Source organism: Olsenella sp. KH3B4, from assembly GCA_900111695.1.
Classification (GTDB): Bacteria; Actinomycetota; Coriobacteriia; order Coriobacteriales; family Atopobiaceae; genus Tractidigestivibacter.
In genome coordinates, this window is record FOHD01000006.1 from 109858 (window position 1) to 132648 (window position 22791).

18 protein-coding genes and 1 tRNA gene are annotated in these 22791 nt (G+C 62.3%); 6 read left to right on the top strand and 13 right to left on the bottom strand.

Annotated features, from left to right (window positions below):
• Window positions 1–78: 78 nt before the first annotated feature.
• On the top strand, window positions 79–756 hold the full coding sequence (gene nth, locus BMX94_RS07235; RefSeq protein WP_091005174.1) for an endonuclease III: 678 nt from the start codon (window positions 79–81) through the stop codon (window positions 754–756).
• A 222-nt stretch (window positions 757–978) separates the two neighbouring features.
• On the opposite strand, the gene BMX94_RS07240 is transcribed toward nth, so the two are convergent.
• From BMX94_RS07240 to BMX94_RS07290, 11 genes are all read right to left on the bottom strand, one after another.
• Entirely contained in the window at window positions 979–2298 is a 1320-nt protein-coding gene (locus tag BMX94_RS07240) for an O-acetylhomoserine aminocarboxypropyltransferase/cysteine synthase family protein (protein ID WP_091005176.1), read from the bottom strand.
• Between the two features lie 349 nt (window positions 2299–2647).
• Window positions 2648–3193: a rubrerythrin gene (gene rbr, locus BMX94_RS07245; protein WP_032110601.1), complete on the bottom strand. Its 546-nt coding sequence runs from the start codon at window positions 3191–3193 to the stop codon at window positions 2648–2650.
• Between the two features lie 90 nt (window positions 3194–3283).
• Window positions 3284–4183 (bottom strand): HhH-GPD family protein, encoded by a 900-nt coding sequence (locus BMX94_RS07250; protein ID WP_091005178.1) that lies wholly within the window; start codon window positions 4181–4183, stop codon window positions 3284–3286.
• Window positions 4183–4662, bottom strand: coding sequence for an RrF2 family transcriptional regulator (locus tag BMX94_RS07255; protein WP_091005180.1), 480 nt, complete (start codon window positions 4660–4662; stop codon window positions 4183–4185). The genes BMX94_RS07250 and BMX94_RS07255 overlap by 1 nt, the downstream gene beginning before the upstream one ends.
• 25 nt (window positions 4663–4687) lie before the next feature.
• Window positions 4688–5425 carry an HAD family hydrolase gene (locus BMX94_RS07260; RefSeq protein WP_091005182.1) on the bottom strand — a complete coding sequence of 246 codons (738 nt, stop codon included), beginning with the start codon at window positions 5423–5425 and terminating at the stop codon, window positions 4688–4690.
• A gap of 235 nt (window positions 5426–5660) precedes the next feature.
• Window positions 5661–5737: transfer RNA gene (locus BMX94_RS07265), tRNA-Asp, on the bottom strand.
• A gap of 207 nt (window positions 5738–5944) precedes the next feature.
• Window positions 5945–6796 (bottom strand): hypothetical protein, encoded by an 852-nt coding sequence (locus BMX94_RS07270; RefSeq protein ID WP_091005183.1) that lies wholly within the window; start codon window positions 6794–6796, stop codon window positions 5945–5947.
• 51 nt (window positions 6797–6847) lie between these two features.
• A complete protein-coding gene (recR, locus tag BMX94_RS07275) occupies window positions 6848–7453 on the bottom strand; it encodes a recombination mediator RecR (RefSeq protein WP_091005185.1) in 606 nt (201 codons plus the stop codon).
• Window positions 7454–7455: 2 nt separating this feature from the next.
• On the bottom strand, window positions 7456–7803 hold the full coding sequence (locus BMX94_RS07280) for a YbaB/EbfC family nucleoid-associated protein (protein WP_235810718.1): 348 nt from the start codon (window positions 7801–7803) through the stop codon (window positions 7456–7458).
• Window positions 7804–7859: 56 nt separating this feature from the next.
• The gene (dnaX, locus tag BMX94_RS07285) at window positions 7860–10052 is read right to left on the bottom strand and encodes a DNA polymerase III subunit gamma/tau (protein WP_091005187.1); all 2193 of its coding nucleotides are present in this window, start codon (window positions 10050–10052) and stop codon (window positions 7860–7862) included.
• 393 nt (window positions 10053–10445) lie between these two features.
• Window positions 10446–13574: a glycoside hydrolase family 3 C-terminal domain-containing protein gene (locus tag BMX94_RS07290; RefSeq protein WP_091005188.1), complete on the bottom strand. Its 3129-nt coding sequence runs from the start codon at window positions 13572–13574 to the stop codon at window positions 10446–10448.
• A 147-nt stretch (window positions 13575–13721) separates the two neighbouring features.
• On the opposite strand from BMX94_RS07290, the gene BMX94_RS10525 reads away from it, so the two are divergent.
• The 5 genes from BMX94_RS10525 (at window position 13722) to BMX94_RS07315 (ending at window position 18471) form a co-directional block, all read left to right on the top strand.
• Entirely contained in the window at window positions 13722–14438 is a 717-nt protein-coding gene (locus tag BMX94_RS10525) for a LytR/AlgR family response regulator transcription factor (RefSeq protein WP_177171368.1), read from the top strand.
• The gene (locus BMX94_RS07300) at window positions 14435–15826 is read left to right on the top strand and encodes an ATP-binding protein (RefSeq protein ID WP_091005190.1); all 1392 of its coding nucleotides are present in this window, start codon (window positions 14435–14437) and stop codon (window positions 15824–15826) included. Before BMX94_RS10525 ends, BMX94_RS07300 begins: the two co-directional genes overlap by 4 nt.
• 368 nt (window positions 15827–16194) lie before the next feature.
• Entirely contained in the window at window positions 16195–16875 is a 681-nt protein-coding gene (locus tag BMX94_RS07305) for a methionine ABC transporter ATP-binding protein (RefSeq protein ID WP_286160050.1), read from the top strand.
• Window positions 16868–17539, top strand: a complete 672-nt coding sequence (locus BMX94_RS07310) for a methionine ABC transporter permease (RefSeq protein ID WP_091005193.1) — start codon at window positions 16868–16870, stop codon at window positions 17537–17539. The genes BMX94_RS07305 and BMX94_RS07310 overlap by 8 nt, the downstream gene beginning before the upstream one ends.
• A gap of 74 nt (window positions 17540–17613) precedes the next feature.
• A complete protein-coding gene (locus BMX94_RS07315) occupies window positions 17614–18471 on the top strand; it encodes a MetQ/NlpA family ABC transporter substrate-binding protein (RefSeq protein WP_091005195.1) in 858 nt (285 codons plus the stop codon).
• Between the two features lie 279 nt (window positions 18472–18750).
• Here BMX94_RS07315 and BMX94_RS10530 read toward each other — a convergent pair whose 3' ends face one another.
• Together BMX94_RS10530 and BMX94_RS07320 are read right to left on the bottom strand one after the other, a co-directional pair.
• Window positions 18751–19380, bottom strand: coding sequence for a hypothetical protein (locus BMX94_RS10530; RefSeq protein ID WP_143052290.1), 630 nt, complete (start codon window positions 19378–19380; stop codon window positions 18751–18753).
• 445 nt (window positions 19381–19825) lie between these two features.
• Window positions 19826–22774, bottom strand: coding sequence for a glycoside hydrolase family 3 C-terminal domain-containing protein (locus tag BMX94_RS07320; RefSeq protein WP_091005196.1), 2949 nt, complete (start codon window positions 22772–22774; stop codon window positions 19826–19828).
• Window positions 22775–22791: the final 17 nt, after the last annotated feature.

Sequence of the window (22791 nt, forward strand, 5' to 3'; positions counted from 1 at the left end):
CGATGCCTTGGGCGGCAGGCCGGGCGCGTCCAATTGCAGTTTATTGGGTATCATTGTGGGCAGACGAGAGGAGCAGTCATGCCACGAGAGTCGAAGAAGTCGAAGCGGGAGCGCGCCACGGAGATATGCCGCCGCATGGGTGAACTCTACCCTGGCGTCAAGAGTGCGCTTACGTTTACGAACCCATTCGAGCTCGTGATATGCGTGCTTCTCTCGGCGCAGACCACCGATGCCGGCGTGAACCGCGTGACGCCCGAGCTCTTCTCGCGCTGGCCCAACGCAGAGGCCATGGCTGCTGCAGACCCCGAAGAGGTTGGCGAGGTCATTCGCTCCATTGGCTTCTGGCGAGCAAAGTCCAAGCACTGCGTCGAAGCGGCGCAGATGATTGTCTCGGATTTTGGCGGAGAGGTCCCGGGAACCATGGAGGAGCTCTGCCAGCTGCCGGGCGTGGGAAGAAAGACCGCCAACATCGTGCTCAACAAGGCGTTTGGCGTGGTAGACGGCATTGCGGTGGACACTCACGTGTTCCGCCTGGCAACGCGCTTTGGACTCACCCGGGCAACAACGCCGGCGGCGGCCGAGAAGGACCTTCTCGACATCATCCCCCGCGAGCTGTGGGGCAACGTCAACGAGGGGTGGATTCACTTTGGGCGCGACGTCTGCACGGCGCGCTCGCCCAAGTGCGCGGGATGCCCCATGGCGGACGTGTGCCCCAGCGCAGGCCAGCCCGACCGCTACACCAAGCGCCGGAGGTAGGAGCGCCGCGGCGCGGCGGCGAAGGCGCCGCAGGGCCAGTTCTAGCAGCAAGTGCGTACCAAGCCGCCGCTGTGGCGCCGTTTTGGCGCCGCAAGGGGCATTCCCGCAGCAAGTGCGTACGAAACCCGCCCTCCGGCGTCAAATCGGCGTCGGAGGGCGGGCTTTCTCAGCTATGAAAGCGCGTCGGAATCACGAGGTGACTGGCGAGTCGCTACCAGCGACCTACGCGTTGGCGAGCGCCTGGTCGAGGTCGGCGATGATGTCGTCGACGTCCTCGATACCAACGGAGAGTCGGATGAGGTCCTCGGAGAGGTGCGCTGCCTTAAGCTGCTCGGGCGTGAGCTGGGAGTGCGTGGTGGAGGCGGGGTGAATGATGAGGGACTTCGCGTCGCCCACGTTGGCAAGGTGCGTGAAGAGCTTCACGTTGTTTACCACGTTGAGTCCAGCCTCGCGTCCGCCCTTGACGCCAAAGACCACTACGCCACCAAAGCCGTGGTGAAGGATGCGGCTTGCAACCTCGTGAGAGGGATCGCCCTCGAGTCCGGAGTAGCGCACCCAAGAGACCTTGGGGTTCGCCTGGAGGTACTTGGCAACGGCAAGCGCGTTGTCAGAGTGACGCTGGACGCGCAGGGACAGGTCCTCGATGCCCAGGCCAATGAGCTGGGCCGCGTACGGAGAGAGCGTGGGGCCAAAGTCGCGAAGCTTGTTGGCAAGCACGCGAGTGGCGAAGGGCGCTGCGGGAGCTGCGTCGGCGAAGACCAGGCCGTGGTAGGAGGGATCGGGCTTGGCAAGGGTGTGCCACTTCTCGGGATCCTGCTTCCAATTGAACTTGCCGGTGTCGATGACCGCGCCGCCCAGCGTGGCTCCGTGACCGCCAATCCACTTGGTGAGCGACTCAATCACAACGGCTGCGCCATCCTCGGCGGGACGATAGAGGTACGGGGTCGCGAAGGTGTTGTCAACAAAGACGGGCACCGGCGAAGGCAGCGAGTTAGCAGCCTCGACAATAGCGGGGACATCCGCGACGTCGACCAGGGGGTTGCCGATGGTCTCGACATACCAAAGCTTGGTCTTGGGGGTGGTAGCGGCGACAAAGGCGTCAATGTCGTTGTTCTCGACAAAGGTCGTCTTCACGCCCAGGTCACCAAGGGTGTGCAGGAAAATGTTCCAGGTGCCGCCATAGAGCGAGTCGGATGCAACGATCTCGTCGCCCGCGCCCACCAGGTTGGTGAGGGCGAGAATCTCGGCGGCGTGGCCAGAGGCGACGGCAACGGCGCCGGTGCCGCCCTCGATGGCAGCCACGCGAGCTGCAACGGCATCGGTGGTGGTGTTGGTCAGACGGCCATAGACGTTACCGGGGCGGGTTAGGGCGAACTTGGCGGCACCATCCTCGGCGTCCTTGAACTCGAAGGCCGCGGAGGCGTAGACGGGGAGTGCCGCAGAGCCGGTAGTGGGATCGGGTGACCAGCCGGCGTGGACCTGCAGGGTGTTGAAGTGCTTCTCGGGATCCTTGGCGAAGTTGGGGTTGAGTTCGAAAGCCATGATGTACTCCTTAGGGTGGTGGCGCATACGCGCCGGGCGTTTGCGGGAAGCGGGGAAGCCCGAGACCAGTCACCGCATGCGCGGCGTCTCTTCTCGGGCTACGGCATCTGCCTTCCCGATAGCGCTGAATATGTCCTCGTTTTTTCCATGACCTGCATGTTATCGCTTGCAACCGAGAAATCCACCCACATTGGTACAGTGACTGTCAACAACTGGTTATCTGTATAACAGATATGGTTTTACCTGCCATTTCTCCCCTTTGGCTAGCCTTTGCACCAGCCGCCCACATAAAAAAGCACCCGTTCCGACGAATGCGAAACGGGTGCAATCAACATGCTTGGAAGCAGCGCTAGTAGTTGATCGCCTGCTCCTCGAAGTAGCTCTGCGGGTGGCCGCAGACGGGGCAAACCTTGGGAGCCTCGGGGCCAACGTGCAGGTGACCGCAGTTGAGGCACTTCCAGACCTTGACGCCGGGACGGTTGAAGACCTCGCCCTTCTCGACGCGCTCAGCAAGCTTGTTGTAGCGCTCCTCGTGATGCTTCTCGACCTCGCCGACCAGACGGAACTTAGCGGCGATCTCCTTGAAGCCCTCCTCATCGGCGGTCTCGGCGAAGCCCTTGTACATCTCGGTCCACTCGTAGTTCTCGCCTGCCGCAGCATCCTTGATGTTGGTCAGGGTGTCGGGCACGTCGCCGCCGTGCAGATACTTAAACCAGAGCTTGGCGTGCTCGGACTCGTTGCCGGAGGTCTCGGTGAAGATGTCAGAGATCTGGACGTAGCCCTCCTTCTTGGCCTTGCTGGCGTAGTAGGAGTACTTGCGGCTTGCCTGGGACTCGCCAGCGAACGCCGCCTCGAGGTTCTTCTTGGTCTGCGAATTCTCGAAATCGACTGCCATTACTGCTCCTCTCCTTCCCCTACCAGGGGAAACATTGGGACTTGGTTCCTGCGTCCCTTCCTGCATACGCAGGTAACTCCTATGGTAGCATCAGGTGCACCAAATGCTACCGTTATTATGACAAAAACCCTCCCTCGAGAGCTCCGTCAGCAGCGCTTGGGCATCCGACGTCCCCACGTCTTTTCTACCCGCTGCACGCTCCTCATGCGAAAGCTCCACGCAAAGAGTATCAAGGTCCACGCCCCCGCGCGGATCGGCTCGGTGAGCGAGGAGGATACGCAGGACTTCGGCGCGTTTCTGCCGGTGAGAGCCCTCAAAGCGCGACTGTCGCACGTGTGAGCGAGACCGGCGCGAGGGGTTGGGGACGGTCGCTTTGAGGTGCGCCCCATAGTCGAGAAGCGCATAGTACCAGGTGCGCGGGTCATCCGCTGGGTCGCTGGCATCCGGTGGGCACGTGGCACGCGCGATGGGCACCAGCCGCGCGTCTGGCACGCTCTCCTCCCGCGGGAAGAGCTCGTGGAGAAGAACGGCGCGCACGTTTGTCTCGAGGTAGATTCCAGGCAGGTCGAAGGCAAACGCGCGGATTCCCGCAGCCGTCGCCGGGCCTACACCGGGAAGCGCCTTCAGGCTGGCCTCGTCCGACGGCATGCGGCCGCCTGACGCCGAGACCTCCTGCGCCGCGCGCCAGAGCGAGAGAGCGCGCCTGTTGTAGCCCAGCCCCTGCCACTCGTCCAGAACGTCCGCGGAGTCTGCGGCGGCCAGGGCGTCGACCGTGGGAAAGAGCTGCAACCAGTGCTGCCAGCGGCCGTCAACGCGCGAGACCTGTGTCTGCTGGAGCATGACCTCCGAAATCCAGACGGCATAGGGATCCCTCGTGCGACGCCAGGGCAAATCGCGATAGAGCTCGCGTCCACGGGCCAGCACCGTAGTGCGAAACGAGGCGAGCACATCCGCGGTTGGCAGGGCACCGGAAGCTGCAACGGACGGCATTACTCGTCCGTGACCTTAGGCTTGCGCTTGCTGGCCACAAGTTTGAATGAGCCTGTCATCTGCGGCATCTTGCCCTCCATCACGACCTGGTAGAGGGTCACCGAGTCGAAGTAGGCGCGCAGCATGCGCTCCGCGTTGCACCAGACGGGGTTGAAGTGACACTCGGCCATCCGCGGGCAAGGGCCGCCGTCCTCGCCGGCATAATCGCAGGCGGCAATAAGAATGGGGCCTTGTACCGCCTCGACCAGCTTAAGGAGCGACGTGGTATGCGGGTCGACGGCAAGCTTCATGCCGCCGTGAGCGCCACGAGTGCTCTCGACGATGCCCGCCAATGCAAGGTCATGCTGGATGGAACGTGCGAACGAATAGGGAACGTCGTTGTCCTTCGCCGCGGTGCGCACCGAGACCACGCCATCAGGGTTCTGGACGAGAGCCGCAAGCATGCGGAGCGCGTAATCTGTCTTTCTCGAGATTTCCATTGCTACCTCCTGGCAGCCCGATGGGCTAGCCTCTCCTTCGGCTCATCTTTGCTGGAGAGTCCCCCCAGTTGAGAATCTCCCACCCATGCTGCCGCGCCAACTTTCTCAGCGTTTCTCCCGGACACACGGCGTAGCCCTCTGTGGCGGACGAGAGAAGCGCTGCGTCTGTATGGTGGTCGCCATAGGCGTATGCAAGTGTCCACGCGCCCTTACCCAGGTGGGCGTCTGCCCAGCGCGTGACTGCCGCGACCTTCTCGGGGCCCTGCACCACGTTCCCCTCGACGCGACCCGTGTAGTTGCCCTCGGCGTCACGCTCCATGCCGGTGGCGATGTAGTCGTCCACACCGAGCGCCTTGGCGGCATCTGCGGCAATGGGGGCAAATGTGGCCGAGACGAGCAGCGTAACGCAGCCTTCGTTGTGCCGCTTGGCGACCTCTGCGGCAACCTCAGGGCGATACCGATCCTTGAGGGTGCTCTCGTAGAACTCGTGCATGACCTTGTCTATGTCCCGGTGGCTCAAGTCTTCCAACGCGCCAAAGACAAGCTCGCGGGCCTCGTCCTGACTCTGGGGAAGATGCAGCTTGTAGCGCAGGCCCCACCAGGCGAGCGCGAGGGCTCGGGGGACGGGCATGAGACCGTGACGCCACAGGTACACCGAGAAGAGCGCGCCAGATTGACCGTCGATGGACGTGCCATCAAAGTCGAATACGGCAAGCTTTGTCTTCCTCCGCGGTTGCGCGCTGTCGTTCTTGGTAGCGAGCATGCTAGGCGTCTCCATGGGGCGGTTGGATATCGTATCGTGCCAATAATACCAGTCCGATGAGAACATAACGACAATTGCACTAATTGCCATATCAATTGAAACAAGATTAGGGCGCGTCGGCGGGGCTTCTCGTTACAGCGGCGGGCTGCGGGGCAACGGCGCGTTGACGAGCTGCACGATGCGCGGCGCGGACGCATAAGAAAGGAGCCCCTTTCGGGGCTCCTTGAGTTCACAATGGCGGGATATGCGGGGCTCGAACCCGCGACCTCCGACGTGACAGGCCGGCGCTCTAACCAGCTGAGCTAATACCCCACGCGCGTTGTGCGGGAGCTATTATACGCAGAGGACGCAGGGTCTGTCTAGCCCAAAATTGAGAAAGTTTTGTGGGGCGAGAGACGCAGGGCTGGGCAGAGCTGTGCTCGGAGGTGCAGGCCTCCCTCGAGACGCCGCCAATGCTGCGCGTTCTTGCCGTTTAACCGGGTCTAACCGTACGGAATCCGCAGCACTGCGAGCCCCCGTCTACTCGAGCGCCACATCCGTGGTGGCACCCGTCGAATCCGTCACGTGGACCACGGAGCCGTCAAGTGTGGCCGTAGAGATGGTCCCCGTGCCCGTGATGGCATTGCCCGAGGAGTCGGCAACCGCCATGGGTGCGGAGTCGCCGCCGATCGCGTAGGCCACCACGTCCCACGTGCCATCCGGCTTGTTCTCGGGCACGACGATGACCGAGTTGTAGAGGATGAGCGAGACGGGTGTTCCGCTCACGGTGAACTCTTGGGTCTTGTTGCCCTTGGAGTCCGAGGCAATAACCGCGTACGTCCCGTCCCCAGTAGCCTCGAGGGAGTACGAGATCCCCTGGTAGGTAACGGACCCATCCGCGGTGGTCTGGACCTGCTGCGGCTCCTCCACGCTAGCCGCAGGCTCCTGCGGCTGGGGGTTGTCCTGTGCGCCAAGGAAAGTGACAAAGGCGACAATGGCGAGAATTACGAAGAGTCCCACCACGCCGGCAATAACGAGTAGCACGGACTTGAGGTTTGCGGGCTTGCGCTGGGGCTTTGTGCCGTACTCCGGACGGTTGCGTCCACTAAGCCGGCGGTTGCGCGAGCGTCGCTCCGCACGGTCCCGCGCGATGTCGGCAGCCTCGGCAGCGTTGTCGCGCGTGGTCACGCGAGCGCCCTGGCCCGCAGAGAGGGTCTGGAGGGAGTCGACGGGCGCTGCGCTCTGGCGCGGAGCCGTGCTGTCGTCGACGTCCTCGGGGATGGAATGCGCGCCCATCCTGGAGACACCGGAGACCCCGGGGCCACCGGCAGCGTGCCTTCCCGCGGCATGCGCGGCGCGCCTGTATCTCTCGTTATTGGATGCGTAGTTCATCTCGTCTCCCCTTGCGTTGCCTTACCCGTACCATCCTAGCCCTCTGCGTGGCTATACCTCGCGGCGCGCCTCTATGGCACGGCCGAGCGTTACCTCATCGGCATATTCGAGGTCTCCGCCAACGGGAAGGCCGCTGGCAAGACGAGACACGCGCACGCCCAGGGGGCGGATGATCCGCGAGAGGTATGTGGCGGTTGTCTCGCCCTCAACGTCCGGGTTGGTGGCGAGAATGACCTCCTGGACCTCGCCCGAGGCAAGACGCGAGAGCAGCTCCTTCACGTGGAGCTGCTCGGGGCCAATCTTGTCCATGGGCGAGATGACGCCACCCAGCACGTGGTAGAGACCGTGGTAGCTGCCCGTGCGCTCGATGGCGGAGACATCACGTGGCTCTGAGACCACGCAGATGGTCGTCCGGTCGCGTGAGGCGTCGGAACAAACGTCGCAGGTGTCGCGCGTAGCGTAGCTAAAGCAGATGGGGCAGAAGTGAACCTGCTGCTTGACCTCGAGAATCGCCGTGGCCAGCCTGCGCGCCTCCTCCACGTCGGCCTCGAGGAGATAGTACGCAATGCGCTGGGCAGACTTGGGGCCAATACCCGGCAGCCTGCCCAACTCGTCGAGGAGGCGCTGCAGCGCGTGCCCGTCGTTAAGCCGGTCCATCCCTAGAAGAGCCCCGGGATGTTAAGGCCGCCGGTGACGGCGCTCATAGCCTTCTCGGTAGCGGATTCTGCCTGCTCGAGGGCGTCATTCACGGCGGCAAGGATCATGTCTTGCAGCATGTCGACGTCCTCTGGATCAACTGCCTGCGGGTCGATGGTGATGGAGCTAATGCGCAGGTCGCCCGTGGCCGTGACCTTTACCGAGCCGCCGCCAGCCGAGGCCGAGACCTCGGTTGCCGCGGCCTTTTGCTGTGCCGCAACGAGCTGCTCCTGCATCTTGCGGGCCTGGGCCATCATCTGGTTGCGGTTCATACCGCCCATGTTGTATCCGCCTCTGGGTCCCTTGGACATGTCTTCCTCCTGGTTGCTTGATGTGCGTGCTGAAATATGGCTGATAAGAACGTTGGCTAGTCTGTGCCCTCTCCATCCGAAGCGGAAGGCGCATCAGGCGAGTCTGGCTTCACGACTACGGAGCCGCCAAAGGCGTCCTCGAGCATCGCCGCGATGTTCGCGAACTCCTCGGTGAGGACCGGGGCGTCGTCTGCCGGAGGCGTGGCGGGCGGAGTCGGTTTGGGGGTCGGAGCAGGTGCCGGAGCGGGGGCCGGCTGCGGCACCGACGCGGGCTTGGGCGCGGGGGCTGGTTGCGGAGCCGGGGTCGGGGCTGGCTGCGGCGTTGGAGCCGGCGTGGGGGCGCCGAACTCCGCGTCCTCCTCGTAGGCAGAGGCATCCGCATCGCTGTACGGAACCTGCTCGACCACGGGGGGCTCTGGAGCGGGTGCGGACTGCCCTGCGGGCGCAACGGGATCCCACGGCATGGGATACGACGTTGGTGCCTGTTGCGGTGCGGCCTGGGGCGCGGGTGCCGGTGCAGGTTGAGATGAGGGCGCAGGCGCCGGGCGCGGGGCAGATGCGGCTCGGTCGGACTGTGCTATCGCCTGGCTCGAGAGGCTCGACTCGACAAAGACGACCTCGCGCGGGCCAAAGATGCTCGCGACAATGGGCAGGTAGAGCTCGCGAACGTCAGCGCGCTCGAGCATGCGGGCCGCAAAGTGCGAGCCCGTGGGCAAGGACACGGTGAGCTTTGCGCCGTCATCCGAGACGATACTGGAGTTAAGGAGCAGGGAGCCCCTAGACGCCGATTTGGCCATGAGGCCCTCGGTGACGCGCTTCCAGTTGCGCTGCAGCGTGGCGCCATCGGTGATGGGAGCGCCAGCTGTCGGCGCAGCCGAAGTACGCGGGGCGGGAGCGGGCTGGGGCGCCGGAGCTGGCCGCGGCGCCGGGGCTGGCCGCGGCGCCGGAGCGGGGGTCGGCCTTGGCGCAGGCGCTGGGCGCGGCGTGGGGGCCACCGGCTGCGGAGCCGGGGCTGGCGCAGGAGCGGGCGCGACGACCGGGGCGGACGCGGGAGCTGGTGCTGGCACAGCCGGCACCGCCACGCGGCCGGGCACCGAAAGCGCGGCAACCTGACGCTCGAGGTTTCCAATCCTCTCGGCAAGCGACTCCAGCGTGAGATCAGACTCTGGCCGGGCGATTCTCGTCAGCGCAATCTCAAGAACGAGGCGCTGGTTGGTGGCCGTGCGCATCTCGCTGGAGGCCTCTCCCAAAATGGTCAGCACGCGCGCGATGCGGTCCGTGGAGCCAAACGCCACGGCCTCTGCCGAGAGGCTCGCAAGCTCCTCCGGCGACGCGGCGATGACCTTTGCCGGGTCGCCGACCACCGCGGTCACATAGACGTCGCGCATGCGCGACGCAAGCTCGCGCGTAAACTGCAGCAGGTCGCGCCCCTCAGACGCAAGGCGCGAGACCTCCTCGAAGAGCGACGCCACGTTCCTCTCGGCAATTGCCTTTGTCACGTTGCCCAGCACCGCACCGTTAGCCTCACCAAAGAGGTCCTGGGTGGCAGAGAGCGTGATGGCACCGTCGCCAAAGACCGAGACCTGCTCGAGCGAGGTGAGCGCGTCTCGCATGCCACCGCGGGCATGGCGAACAATAAGCTCGAGCGCAGCGTCTTCGTAAGTGAAGCCCTCCTGCGTGCACACGTACGCCAGGTGGGCCTGCATCTCGTTGGGGCCAATGGCGTGGAAGTCAAAGCGCTGGACTCGCGAGAGGATCGTAGCCAGAATCTTCTGCGGGTCGGTGGTGCACATGATGAAAACCACGTGGCTCGGGGGTTCCTCAAGCGTCTTGAGCAGCGCGTTGAACGCCGCCGGCGTGAGAATGTGGACCTCGTCGATGATGTAGACCTTGTAGCTGCCGCGGACGGGCGCATAGTTGACGCGGCTGATGATCTCCTCGCGGACGTTGTCGACGCCCGTGCGCGAGGCCGCGTCGAGCTCAAGCACGTCCGGGTGCTCGCCTGCGGCGATGAGCTGGCACTCCTCACAGGTGCCATCGGGCAGGTGCCCTGCGCCGCGTTGGCACATGAGCGCCTTCGCCAGGATGCGCGCCATGGTGGTCTTGCCGGTTCCGCGCGGTCCGCAGAAGAGGTACGCATGGCTCACCTTGCCCTCGAGAACCGCGCGCTTGAGGGTCTCGACCACGTGTTCCTGGCCGACGACCTCTTCGAACGTCTTTGGGCGGTACTTCGTGTAGAGCGATTCCATGGGACCTCCGCGCCTCTTGCCTGAGAATCCAGTATACCCGCGGGCATTGGGGATGGACCGCGCTCCACCGTGTCACCTTGAACGACGACGGCCGCACGCGGCCCGATGCGTGGCCCGACGCGCGCGGCGGCGCCCTGCTCGACGCCGTCAACCGCCAACCGCCAGCCAAAAGTGCACACGAAAACGATGGGGCTCGTCGCTTTCCTGGTAAAACGCTACTGCTGCGACGGCACAATCGTTTTGGTGTGCGTTTTTGCGCTAAGACGCGCAGACAGCCGCATGGGGAACCGAGAGAATGAGCATCCAAATGACGAGAAAGGCGGGCCCACCCACAAGGGGCAAGCCCGCCTCGTTCAACGCTATCGTGCAACAACGCGTTTGGCGCCTGTACCGCTACGCCTCGCCACCGTCGCCGTCAGCAGCGCTCGTCGTCGCTGCAGCAGCGGCAGCCCGCTCGGCCGCGCGCTTCTTGTGGTTGCGCCAGCCAGTCCAGAACACCAGCGCAATTCCAGCGGCTCCGCCAACGGTCACGCCAATGCGGATCTTGTCCACCGCCTGCAATCCGTAGTTGATTGTCGCGCCCGGAGCAGCGCCGTTCATCACGTGGCTGTTGGCCGTCACGTACAGCAGGTGGTGCATGGCCTCGCGCGCGAAGTGATACGCCTCGGGGTTGTCCTGCTCGTACTTCCACACGCTACCAGCGTTGTCCTGGAAGGTGAGCTTGGTGTCGCCGCCTGCCTCAATCATCTGCTTGCCGTTCATGAACGTGCCCGTATTGGCGTTGTCGGTGATGACCCAGCCGTCAAAGCCCCACTCGCCACGAACCACGCTTGTGAGCAGATCGTAGTCACCGCCGACCCACGTGGCGCCGATGCGGTTAAAGCCGGTCATGATTGCCTGCGCCACAGGTATTTCCCGCGTCTTCTCCGCAAGCGTGCCGTCCGAAGCTTTCTCGACGTAGTTCTCCTCCACGCTGCCGGCCTTCATTACCATCTCGAAGGGCTTGAGGTAAATCTCGCGGATTGCCTGCTCGTTTGCCCACGTTGCGATGGAGTACTGGCCCTCGCGGTCACCGCGGTGGTTCTCCTGATCGTTGAGGACGAAGTGCTTAATCGTGGCATAGAGGCCCTTCTCGGCAGCTGCCCTCACGGAGCGGGACGCCACCACGCCTGAGAGGAACCCGTCCTCGGAGTAGTACTCTCCATTGCGCCCGGAGAAGGGCGTGCGGTGGATGTTCATCGAGGGTGCATACCAGCCAGCGGCACCACCGAGCAGGGACTCGTTGCCAATGATGTTGCCGAACGCGGTGTACAGGTCCTGGTTCCAGGTCTGCGCCAGGGTCGACGGGCCCTCAAAGGCATGGCCGGTGCCACCGTAGATGAGGTAACTGGCAGTATCTGCATCAACGTTATACGGTTTGCCAACTGACTCAAGCTGTACGGTGCCGTATCCGCCACGGTTAATGGACACGTCGTAGTCCTCGACGGTCAGCTGGTCGAGTAGCGAGTCCCACGCGGGGTCATCGTAGTCAAGCCCGCGCATGTCGGCAAGCGTCAGGCCATTCTTGGCCCCGTACGTGGGCGTGTCAGGAAAAGTACCACCCACGTTGGGGTTGCCGGAATCTGTAGAGTCAAGCTGGGCGAGAAGGTCATCCGAAGCGACCTTGGTCCAGGTATAGGGAACGGGGTTGCCGTTCTCGTCTGTGGCGTTGAGCTCGCCGCCCCAATCCGAGATGTCTCCCTGGTAAGGAGTGCCATCATGCTTGGGGAATGTGCCCGTCCAGTCTGCACGGCTGAGATAGGTCACATCACCGCGGGCGTCATCAAACCTGTTGGTCACGCTCTGGCCGGTAAGTGAGTCCGTCGCATAGGTCGTGGTGTCGACCTCGGTGTTCTCGGGCACGTATGTCGCTGCCATCGCGGCATTGCCGTCAACGTTTGCGCCCTTTGCTGCCAGTACGTTATTCGTCGCGTCATGGGCGTTGCGTCCAGCGGTCACGTAGTAGGTGCCTGCATCAAAGATGTACGTCCCGGCGCCCCGCGAGTCATATGCGGCGAGTTGCGAGCGGTCGAAGCTCACTTCGACCGTCTGGCTCTCGCCTGGCGCAAGAAGATCGGTCTTCGCAAAGCCCACCAGCTGGACGGATGCCTTCTCCACGCCATTTGCGCGGTCGTAATCGGTGTAGGGGCTCTGGGCGTAGACCTCAACAACATCCTTTCCGGCAACGTTACCCACGTTGGTCACGGTCACGTTTGCCGTGCACCGCTCTCCGTTCCAGTTGGTCGAGAAGTCCGACCAGTCGAATGTGGTGTAAGAGAGGCCATAGCCAAACGGATAGCAGACCTCGTCAGCGTAGTTGAAGTCTCCGGCGTTGCCCTGGCCCAATATTGCATCCTCGTAGCGCGTCTCGTAGTACTTGTAGCCTACGTAGATGCCTTCCTCATAGCTCACGTAGTTGTACCTGGTGAGGTTCCCGTCCTTGTCAACATACTGGTAGTCGCCAAAGTTCTGCGCGGCGGGGCTGGCAAGCGCATCGGCGGCAAAGGTGTCCACCGTACGGCCGGACGGGTTCACACGACCGGAGAGAATACCCGCAAGGGAACTCATTCCGTCGGTTCCCGTAGATGGCACAACCAGGCACGCCTTGATGTTGGGGAACTGCTGGAGCCAGTCAAGCTCGACAGCGGAAGCGGTGCTCACAAGCACCAGACCATCGTCAAAGTTGTCGTTAATGTACTGAAGAATCTGCAGCTCGGTCGAGTCGGGCTCGAGGTAACTCTTCTCCTTGTCCTCCTCGCTTGCAGCGTGGTTGTACATCGAGCGCGGCATGTCGCGACCTTCGCCCGCGACGCGACGAAGCACGAGGACCGGCGTGGTCCCCTTGGCGGAATCGAGCACGCCTGCATCCTGCATGACCGAGAGCGGGCACTCGTTGATGGCAAAGTTCTCCCCGTCGCCAAAGTTCACGGAGCCAGAGCCCATGTTGTAGTCTTTGCCCGCACCGTTGGCATAGAAGTCCTGCAGCGTCGTGTTGACCGAGAAGCCCTCAGCCTCAAGCGCGCTGTTCAGCGCATCACTAGTAGTCTTTGAGCCGGTAACCATGCTCATCATGGACTGGGAGGCACCCAGAAGCTTGGAGTTCTCGCCAAAGAACGAGAACGTCGTACCCGCCGCATAGGGGAGCGTGTCTCCATCGTTCTTGAGCATCACGACGCCCTCGGCGGCAATCTGCTGGTCAAGCGCCTTCTCTGCGTCACCGATGCTGTCCTTGGTATAGTCGGCCTTGTTGTACTGATGATCAATGCCTTCGGTGCTCACCGAGTTGCTCCACGATTGGTCGATTCCAACCATGTTATTGAGCATCCGGCTGTAACCCGGCAGCATCACGTTGACGGCGACCATAAGCACCGCCAGCACGACTACCAGGGCAGACTTGAGGATGGTCTTGATGACTCTCCCCACCTTGCGGGCACGGCTCACGGTACGCACTCCGCCGGAACCCTTCTGGTTCTTCTTTCCCATCTTCTCCCCTCCGTTGCTTTCTCAGGCGGGACGCACACCCGCCCAAACTTCAAATCGAATGGAAAGGTAGTTCAGCTAAGCTTGGAAAAGGCAAGGGGTGACCAAATCCGTCACCGCCGGGACAGAATCGGAATCGAGGTGAACGGCGTGGACACCTACAAGGTGCTGATTGTCGAGGATGACGACCAGGCGGCAGGCACGCTCTCCGCGCACCTCGAGCGCTTTGCCGCGGAGCACGGAATCCGCTTCTTGGTGACCCGCCTTGCAACCGCCTTTGACCTCTCGTCCGCCGACGCAGTCGACCTCATCTTCATGGACATCGACCTGCCGGGCATCAACGGCATGGAGGCGGCGCAGATGCTGCGCGAGGAGAACGCCACCACCCCGCTCATTTTCGTGACGAACCTCGCGCAGTACGCCGTGAAGGGCTACCAGGTTGACGCGCTCGACTTCATGGTCAAGCCGGTTGGCTACGGCGACTTTGCTATGCGCATGGGGCGAGCTCTCCGCACGATGGAGAAGAACGCGACGCGCACCGTTGCCCTTCCCACCGCAGGCGGCACGCGTGTGGTCGACGTGCGCGACATCGCCTACGTCGAGCTCGTGAAGCACGACCTTCTCTACCACGTGACCGGCATCGACCATCCGCTCCGCCGACGCGGGAGCATAAGCGGCGCACGAGAAGAACTCCCGCAGGACCTCTTCATCACCGTGAGCCAAGGGTGTCTCGCCAACATGTCCCACGTGAGTGCGGTGCTTGGCGACTCCATTCAGCTGGATGACGGAACCTCGCTCTTCTTTAGCCGCTCGCGCAAGAAGCCCTGTCTCGAGACGCTCGCGCGCTACTTCGGGGGCACCGTATGAGCGATTGGAGCCAGTGGCCTGCCCTGGGAATGATGTACGCCACGCGGGCAACCCTGCTGTTCGTCGAGGTCATGATTGCAGCTTGCCTGTTCGCGCATGGGCAGCCGACAAGGCCGCACCCCTGGCGTCGCACCACGGCGATAACCGCAGTGGTCTTTGCGGCAGGCATGCTAGCCCCAGTTTTCATCACGCTTCTGCAAGTCCCCGACGTATCGAACTATCATCCGGGGGCACTCGAGTATGGGCTTGGCTACGCCCTCGTCCCCATGCTTGTCGCATGCTCCCTGTTCCTCCTCGTCACCATCCCATCACTTCTTGCCTGCTTCGAGATAAGCCCATGGGCTGCAATCTTCTGCGCGACGGCAGGCTACTCTCTTCAGAATCTTGCCAGCGGGCTTGGAGAGACCGCCGGACTTCTCCTCATCGCCGCAGACGTCCCTGGCATAGTGCCGGGCGAGAACGCGTGGCTCACCACGATAAGCTGCGCCACAACCTATGCGGTGGCCTACCTGCTCTTCATTGGGCGCATCGACTCCAAGGGCCTGGAGGGTCAGAGAAACCCGGCGATGCTCGCCATGATCGTCGTGGTGATGTTTGGCATCATCGGCTTTGACCTTATCCTCAAGTACGTTGTCACCGTGAGCCTGCTGCTGCCCATCGTCCTATGCCTGCGCTTGTTCCACGTGCTTATCTGCGTCTTTGTGATCATCGCCGAGGTGGAGCTTGTTGTGGTGCGCCAGCTCTCCTCCGAGAAGGCCGCCACCGAGCGCCTCCTCGCCGAGCAGGAGCGCCAATACCAGCTCTCGCGCGAGAACATCGAAGCCATCAACATCAAGTGCCACGACCTACGCCACCAGATTCGCTCGCTCGCAACGGGCGACAAGGCCGTCGACAAGGCGGTGCTCGAGAACGTCGCGCAAGAGATTGACGTGTACGACTCCAAGGTACGCACCGGCAACGACGCCCTTGACACCATCCTTTCCGAGAAGAGCCTGCTCTGCGAGAGCCGCAAGATCACGCTCACCTGCGTGGCAGACGGCGCAGCACTGGACTTCATGGCGCCTGCCGACCTCTACGCGCTCTTTGGCAACGCACTCGACAACGCCATCGAGGCCGTAGAACACATGGATGACAGGACGAGAAGGTCCATCTCGCTCATCGTTCGCCGACGTGCCGGCGTCGTGACCGTCCACGTTGAGAACTACTACAACCCCTCCGCCAGTGCCACGCGCTTCAAGGACGGCATGCCCACGAGCACCAAGGGCGACCCACTCAACCATGGTTTTGGTACGCGTTCCATGAGGTCGATAGTCGAACGCTACGGGGGCACTGCGGCCTTCTCTGCAGATGGGACAACGTTCAGCGTGGACGCCGTGATACCCGAGTGACGGCCGGACCACACCGGACGCATAGCGGATATCTGTAATAACGATAACTAGCCAACGTCAATAACGATTTGAGATTCAGCTACGCCGCGGCTACAGTGTTGGCCTATGAACACGATGAGCAGCACATACACCTTTGCGCTCATGCGCCAGCAGATGCCCAAGCCCGGGCACCCTCGTCGCTAGCAGCCTGCCGCGTCACCCGGCACGGTCCGCCAGCGCGGAGGGACCGGGCGTCTTATCAGCGCGGCTTTTGCAAGAAGCTGCGCATTGGCCGGCAAGCGGAATCGAGCGGAGTACAGGTTTTGATCTCTCTGGAACATCTCAGCAAGACCTTTGAGGGCGGCAGCAGTGTACATGCCCTGAATGACGTGTCACTTACCATCCCCGACGGGGATGTGTTTGGCATCATCGGCATTTCCGGTGCCGGCAAGTCCACGCTGGTGCGTTGCCTCAACCTTCTCGAGCGACCCACTTCCGGGCGTGTGGTGGTTGACGGCGTGGACGTGACCAACCTCAAGGGTGCCGCACTCCGCGAGTACCGACGCCACGTGGCCATGATCTTCCAGGGCTTTGGCCTTCTCGCACAGAAGACCGCGCTGGAGAACGTCTGCTTCCCGTACCTTGCGAGCACGGGCAAGATTACGGCAGAGAACCGCAAGGAGGCCCTTGGCTACCTCGACCGCGTTGGCCTCGCCGACCGCGCCGACTCCTACCCGGCGCAGCTCTCGGGCGGCCAGCAGCAGCGCGTGGCCATCGCCCGCGCGCTGGCATGCCATCCGGACTACATCCTCTGCGACGAGGCGACCTCGGCCCTCGACCCCGCAAGTACGGCATCGGTCCTGCGCCTCCTGCGCACGATCAACGCCGAGACGGGCGTCACGATCATCGTGATCACCCACTCCATGCAGGTTGTCGAGGACATCTGCAAAGACGTTGCAGTTCTCGTCTCTGGCAACGTGGTTGAGCAGGGAAGCGTCGCCGAGGTCTTCGCGAACCCGAAGCACGAAGTGACCCGTCAGCTTCTGGGAAAGGAGAGCTGGGATGAGTAGCCTCACGCCTTTCCTCAACCAGTACGGTGCGCTTCTCGGCGAGGGGCTCGTCGACACGCTGGTCATGCTGTTCGCCTCGACGGCCATCTCGTACGTCATAGGCATCTTCCTGGGCGTTGTTCTCTGCGTCACCTCACCGCGGGGCCTTCGTCCCATGCGCACGCTGAACGCCGTGCTCGGCTGGGTGGTGAACATCGGGCGCTCCATCCCGTTCATCATCCTGCTGGTCTCGATGTTCCCGGTCACACGTGCGCTCGTGGGCACCACCACCGGCGTGCAGGGCGTGATTCCGCCCCTCGTGCTCTCCACCACGCCCTTCGTGGCGCGCATGGTCGAGCAGTCGCTGGCCGAGGTCCCGCGCGACGTCATCGAGGCAGCGGAGTCCTGCGGGGCGTCCATCCCGCGCATCGTGGTCTCCGCGCTGCTCCCCGAAGCGCTGCCCTCAATCGTCCGCGGCGTCTCGATCACGCTCATCGCCGTGCTTGGCTACACGGCCATCGCCGGCGCAGTGGGCGCAGGCGGGCTGGGCGACATTGCCATTCGCTATGGCTACTACCGCTACCAGGACGAGGTCATGATCGCCACGCTCGTGCTGATCATCATCCTGGTGCAGGTAATCCAGAGCACCTGCGACTTCATCGCAAAGAAGATTGACCACCGCTAGCAGGAGCGCACTGCACTTCTCGACAGCACCCCTACCACCACTCTCATCATTTTTCTAACAGAAAGGAACCCGTCATGCTCACCAGAAGGAACTTCATTGGCACCGGCCTTGCCGCACTTGCCGCAACCACCCTCGCCGCCTGCGGAAACTCTGGCTCCAGCTCGGCTTCGAGCAGCTCTGCCGCCAGCGACTCGGCGCAGAGCCAAACACTCACGGTTGCCGCGTCCCCCTCGCCCCACGCGGAGATTCTCAACAACTTTGCCGCACCCAAGCTCAAGGAGCAGGGCATCGACCTTCAGACCAAGGAGTACACCGACTACATCATCCCCAACCAGGTGACCACCTCCGGCGAGGTTGACGCCAACTACTTCCAGCACATCAACTACCTCAACAACTACAACGAGGAGAACGGCACCGACCTGGTGGGCGTGGCAGCCATTCACTACGAGCCGTTTGGCATCTACGCCGGCAAGTCCTCTGACCTGGCCAATATTGCCGACGGAGCGCAGATTGCCGTCCCCAACGACCCCACCAACGAGGGGCGTGCGCTCCTTCTCCTCCAGCAGGAGAACCTCATCACGCTCAAGGACCCCGACAACCTCGAGGCCACGCCGGTCGACATTGCCGAGAACCCCCACAACCTGCAGTTTGTTGAGGTCGAGGCAGCGGCCGTGCCGCGTCAGCTCCAGGACGTGGACTTTGCCGTCATCAACGGCAACTACGCCATCGAAGCCGGCTTCCACGTGAAGGACGCCGTTGCGGTGGAGTCCAAGGACGGCAAGGCCGTTGAGCAGTACGCCAACTACATCGTGACCACGCCCGAGAAGAAGGACGACGACCGCGTGTCCGCGCTTGTCAGCGTCCTCACGAGCGACGACTTCAAGCAGTACCTCTCTGACACGTACGACCAGGACGTTCTCCCCGCGTTCTAAGGCGAGAAGACCAGAGCACGCGAGGCCCCCGGCGAATGCGTTTCCGCCGGGGGCCAAACTACTATTACTCTTGAAGCTGTTAGTTCTTACTCAACTTGAAGTATATGACGATGCAGGCCGCTATTGCTGGAATAAGACACATTACCCTTATTGCCCAGTTTCCAAGAGGTTCAAGCTCCGGAAATGCAGACATAAGAACCACGCTTAGAAGAGCATAAATTCCCACACCAGACAGAAATCCAACCACCGCGCTGCGCCATTCGATCACATCTAGCCCCCCTAGGACGTGATGCCAAAACGACAATGGATGTAATTATCCGTACCGGCATAAAGAATGCAGTCTATATATACTTTTAGACTTGCAGGAGGCGGCCTCCTAATGATTTTATTAACTGCTTGGGCAAACCAGTAAGCACTGGACTCCCCTGTAACTGCGATAACGATTCCGTCAACAACCGTTCCGAAAACATATCCGAGCAGAACGCCACCGATAACACCTAATGCCGGACTTAATACGCGCCTACCAATGTCTTCATTAGTATAATCGGGCACCAGAATACCCGCTTCATTAGACCACTGAGCTACGTTCTGCTCCGTTGCAAGCTCGAATGATTCTTCAATCGACCGGAAAGACTTGAGAGTGATAACATTGCCCTCTTCATCTATGGTACAAGTCTGCCATAGGTGTCCATCTGCTCCAATTGGAGTGCTTCTCGAACTCACAGCTTCGAGGTAGTCTTCCGGTGTCATTATTAGTTGGGCATCAGTTTGGCCATGATCAGCAAAGCCATCATCCACTGATTTCTCAGGTTCACTTGCTAGAGCTGTTTTTGGAAGAGCAAGCCCAGACGCTCCCGCCGCGATAGCCGTCAGCATTTCCCTACGAGACAGTGACAGTTTAGAATCCATGCCTTCTCCTATTCATCGAATAACCTGCCGATAAACACAAAGAGAGTATGTTTTAACGTCACCTTGATTAATGAAAGAACTGCAGCGTTGGCCAGCCGTTGAAGTTATGTTTCTCGATACGCTAGCCAGTTTTCCTCACCTCCTTCATGCATTAGAATTACCTTGTTATTCAATAGTTTTTCACATACCCCTTAAGTGCGCCGGTGAACGGGAAGCGTTTCTCGGCACGCGGTAAATTTTGGCACAGCCCACAAGGGGAATGGACCATCACTGACGGTCCACGGTCCGTCGGTTCGTGTACACCTTTTCGTCTCAAAGTGTCGCTTGGAATGTTTCCCAGGAACTTAGATTGAACGTGACTCGCTGCGTCTCCGCCGCGACACACAAAAGCGGCCCGCCCCCAACCGGGGACGGGCCGCCGCGTCACGTGGGCAGAACCGCCACGCTACTTCTCGTCAGACGCCTTCTTGTCGCCCTTCTTAACCTCGGGGACGTCGGCAGTGCCGTCCTCGTCCTCGGCACCCATGAGCTTGTGGTTCTTCACGGCCTTGTAGCCAAAGAACGCCGCCAGCGCGACGAGCGCCGCAGAGCCGCCCCACACGCCGTACTGCCACGGGGCCACGCCGTAGGTGATTTTGGAGCCCGGCACCATGTTGTTCATGGCGTTGGAGTTGGCAACGGTGTAGAGCACGCGGTGCATGGACTCGCGCATCTCGGAGACGACGGTTGCCGTGTTGGTGCCCTCGTACTCGCCGCTCATTGCCGAGTAGGTGAGCTGGAGGTCGGTACCGGCGTAGATGGCCTGGTTCTTATTCATGTAGTCATAGAGCTCGAAGTCCGTGATGACCATGCCCTTGAAGCCCCACTCGTCACGCAGAACGCCGGTGCACAGGCTCTTGCGGCCGCCGGCCCACTCGGCGCCAACGTAGTTGAAGGAGCTCATCACGCCGGTGCAGCCCGGCATGGTCTTCGTCGAGACGGTGCCCTTGTCGTCCGAGATGTACTTCATCTCGTACGTGGCCTCCTTGACGGTGGTCTCGAACGGACGCAGGTAGATTTCGCGCGCGACCTGCTCGGTGGCCCAGGTGCAGACGTGCTGCACGCGGTAGGACTCCTGGTCGTTCATCGCGAAGTGCTTGATCATGGCATAGCAGCCGTTCTCGGCAGCACCGCTCACCACGGCAGCGCCAATCTTGCCGGCAAGCAGTGGATCCTCGGAGTAGTACTCGAAGTTGCGGCCAGCGAAGGGCGAGCGGTGCGTGTTCATGGCCGGCGCGTACCAGCCGTTGTACGCGGAGGCCAGCGCCTCCTGGCCAACCATCTGGCCCATGCGATGCATGAGCTCCACGTTCCAGGTCTGGGCCATGACGACCTCAGAGCAGTAGGAGCAGTTGCCGGTGGGGCCAGTGAGCGAGGTGAAGCCGGCGGGGCCGTCGGGCTCGACCGTAGCGGGCTTGCCCACGGACTCGACCTCGGGAGTGTTGTAGGCGTCGTCGTTCAGGCAGGTCGCCATCTCCTCGACGGAGAGCTGGTCGAGGATGTCGTTCCAGGCCTCGGAGTCAAAGTCCTGTCCGCGCATGTCGATGAGCTGCAGGCCGTTGTCCGCGCCGGTGGTGGGCATGGTGGCGTTGGGATCCTCGTGGTCCTCGAGCTTCCACTCTACAAGCTCCACGCCGCAGTCCGCCGCGCTCTTGTCGGCAGCAGCCTCGGGGAAGGTCCCCTTGAGGTCCTTGCGGGACATGGTCTTGACGTTCTTCTCCATGTACTCGGTCATGTCGTCGAACTTGTTGGAGATCTGCGCGTCGGTGGCAGAGTCGGTCGTGTACTTCTTGGCCCCCAGCGTCACGGTCTTCTGGTCCACGACGGTGTGCGAGTCGGTGCGCAGGCTAATGACGTAGTCGCCTGCGTCAAGCACGTATGCCTGCTCGTCGGAGCTGTAGGAGGCCATGTCGCGCACGGGGAACTCGATGGTGACCTGCTGGCTCGCGCCGGGGTCGAGCGCGTCGGTCTTGGCGAAGCCGCCCAGCACAACGGCGGCCTTCTCGAGCCCGCCTGCGGTGTAGGGGGCGGAGTAGTACACCTCGACGACGTCCTTGCCTGCCACGGAGCCCGTGTTGGCAACCGTGACCTCGACCTTGACCTTCTCGTCATCCGCATTCACGGAGTCAAGCGTCTGCGAGAACGTGGTGTACGAGAGGCCAAAGCCAAACGGGAAGACAACGGCCTTGTCGTAGTCGAAGCCGTCGTAGTTGCCAGCCTCGGCCTCGGCGGCTGCGGTCTCGTAGTAGCGGTAGCCATAGTAGAGGCCCTCGGCGTACTCGACGAAGTACGCGTTGCCCGTGGACTTCTGGGGGTAGTAGTTCTCGACGTCGGTGTAGCGCTTGCCGCCGAAGTTCTTGAAGGTGGGGTCTGCGGTGAAGTCCGCTGCCCAGATGTCGGTGGTCTTGCCGGAGGGGTTCACGGTTCCAGCCAGCACCTGGCCAAGCGCTGCCGCGCCGGTAGCGCCAATGGAGCCCACCTCGAGAATCGCGTCGACCTCGTAGTCGCCGGAGACCAGCGGGCCAAGCTCCATGGTCGTAGAGAGGTTGAGCACCGCGATGACCTTGGTGCACGACGCCTTGGCAGCCGCAATGACGCTCTTCTCCTCGACGGTGAGCTCGAGCTCGTGCTGGCCGTCCTCGTAGTTGGCCGTCTCGCTGTTGGCGGTGAAGTTCTCAGAGACGCCGGACTCGACATCGCCCTTGAGGTCGCGGGAGAGGTCGCCGCCCTCGCCACCGCCGCGGCCAATAAAGACCAGGCCAACGGTGCCGTTGATGGACGCCTGAGCGTCGGAGCTGTAGTCCGACCAGGGAATCTCGCCAATGTAGTAGGAGGCCGTGGACGGGTTGTCCATGGTGATGGCGGCCTTGGCGTAGTTGGAGAAGTTGCTGTTAATCCAGTCGTAGGCGGTGTCATTGATGGTGAAGCCCGCCTGGCTGATGCCCTGGTAGAAGTTGATGCAGGAGTTGGCGTCGACGGTACCAGAGCCCGCGCCGCCGTAAACCGGGTCGGCGGCATAGCGGCCGAGCATGCTCACGGTCTCGGAGGTGGAGAGCGGCAGTGCGGCGTTGTCGTTCTTCATGAGGACGATGCCTTCGCCCTCGATCTCGGTGACCAGCTCGTTTGCCGCCTCGGTTGCCTGGTTGCGACCGCGATAGTCCGCGGTGTAGTACTCCGCGTCCCAGCCCTCGGAGCCCTCGACCTTCTCGACCGTCGCAGGACGTCCGCCCACGTAGTGGTCGAGCAGCGAGCTGAACTTGTTCGCCGCGACGTTGGCCGCTGCGGTGACGCCCAGCAGGCCCACCGATGCGATGGTGGAGCCGATGAACTTCCTTCTCGTAGTGTTCTTAGCCATTCCCCACTCCCCTAACG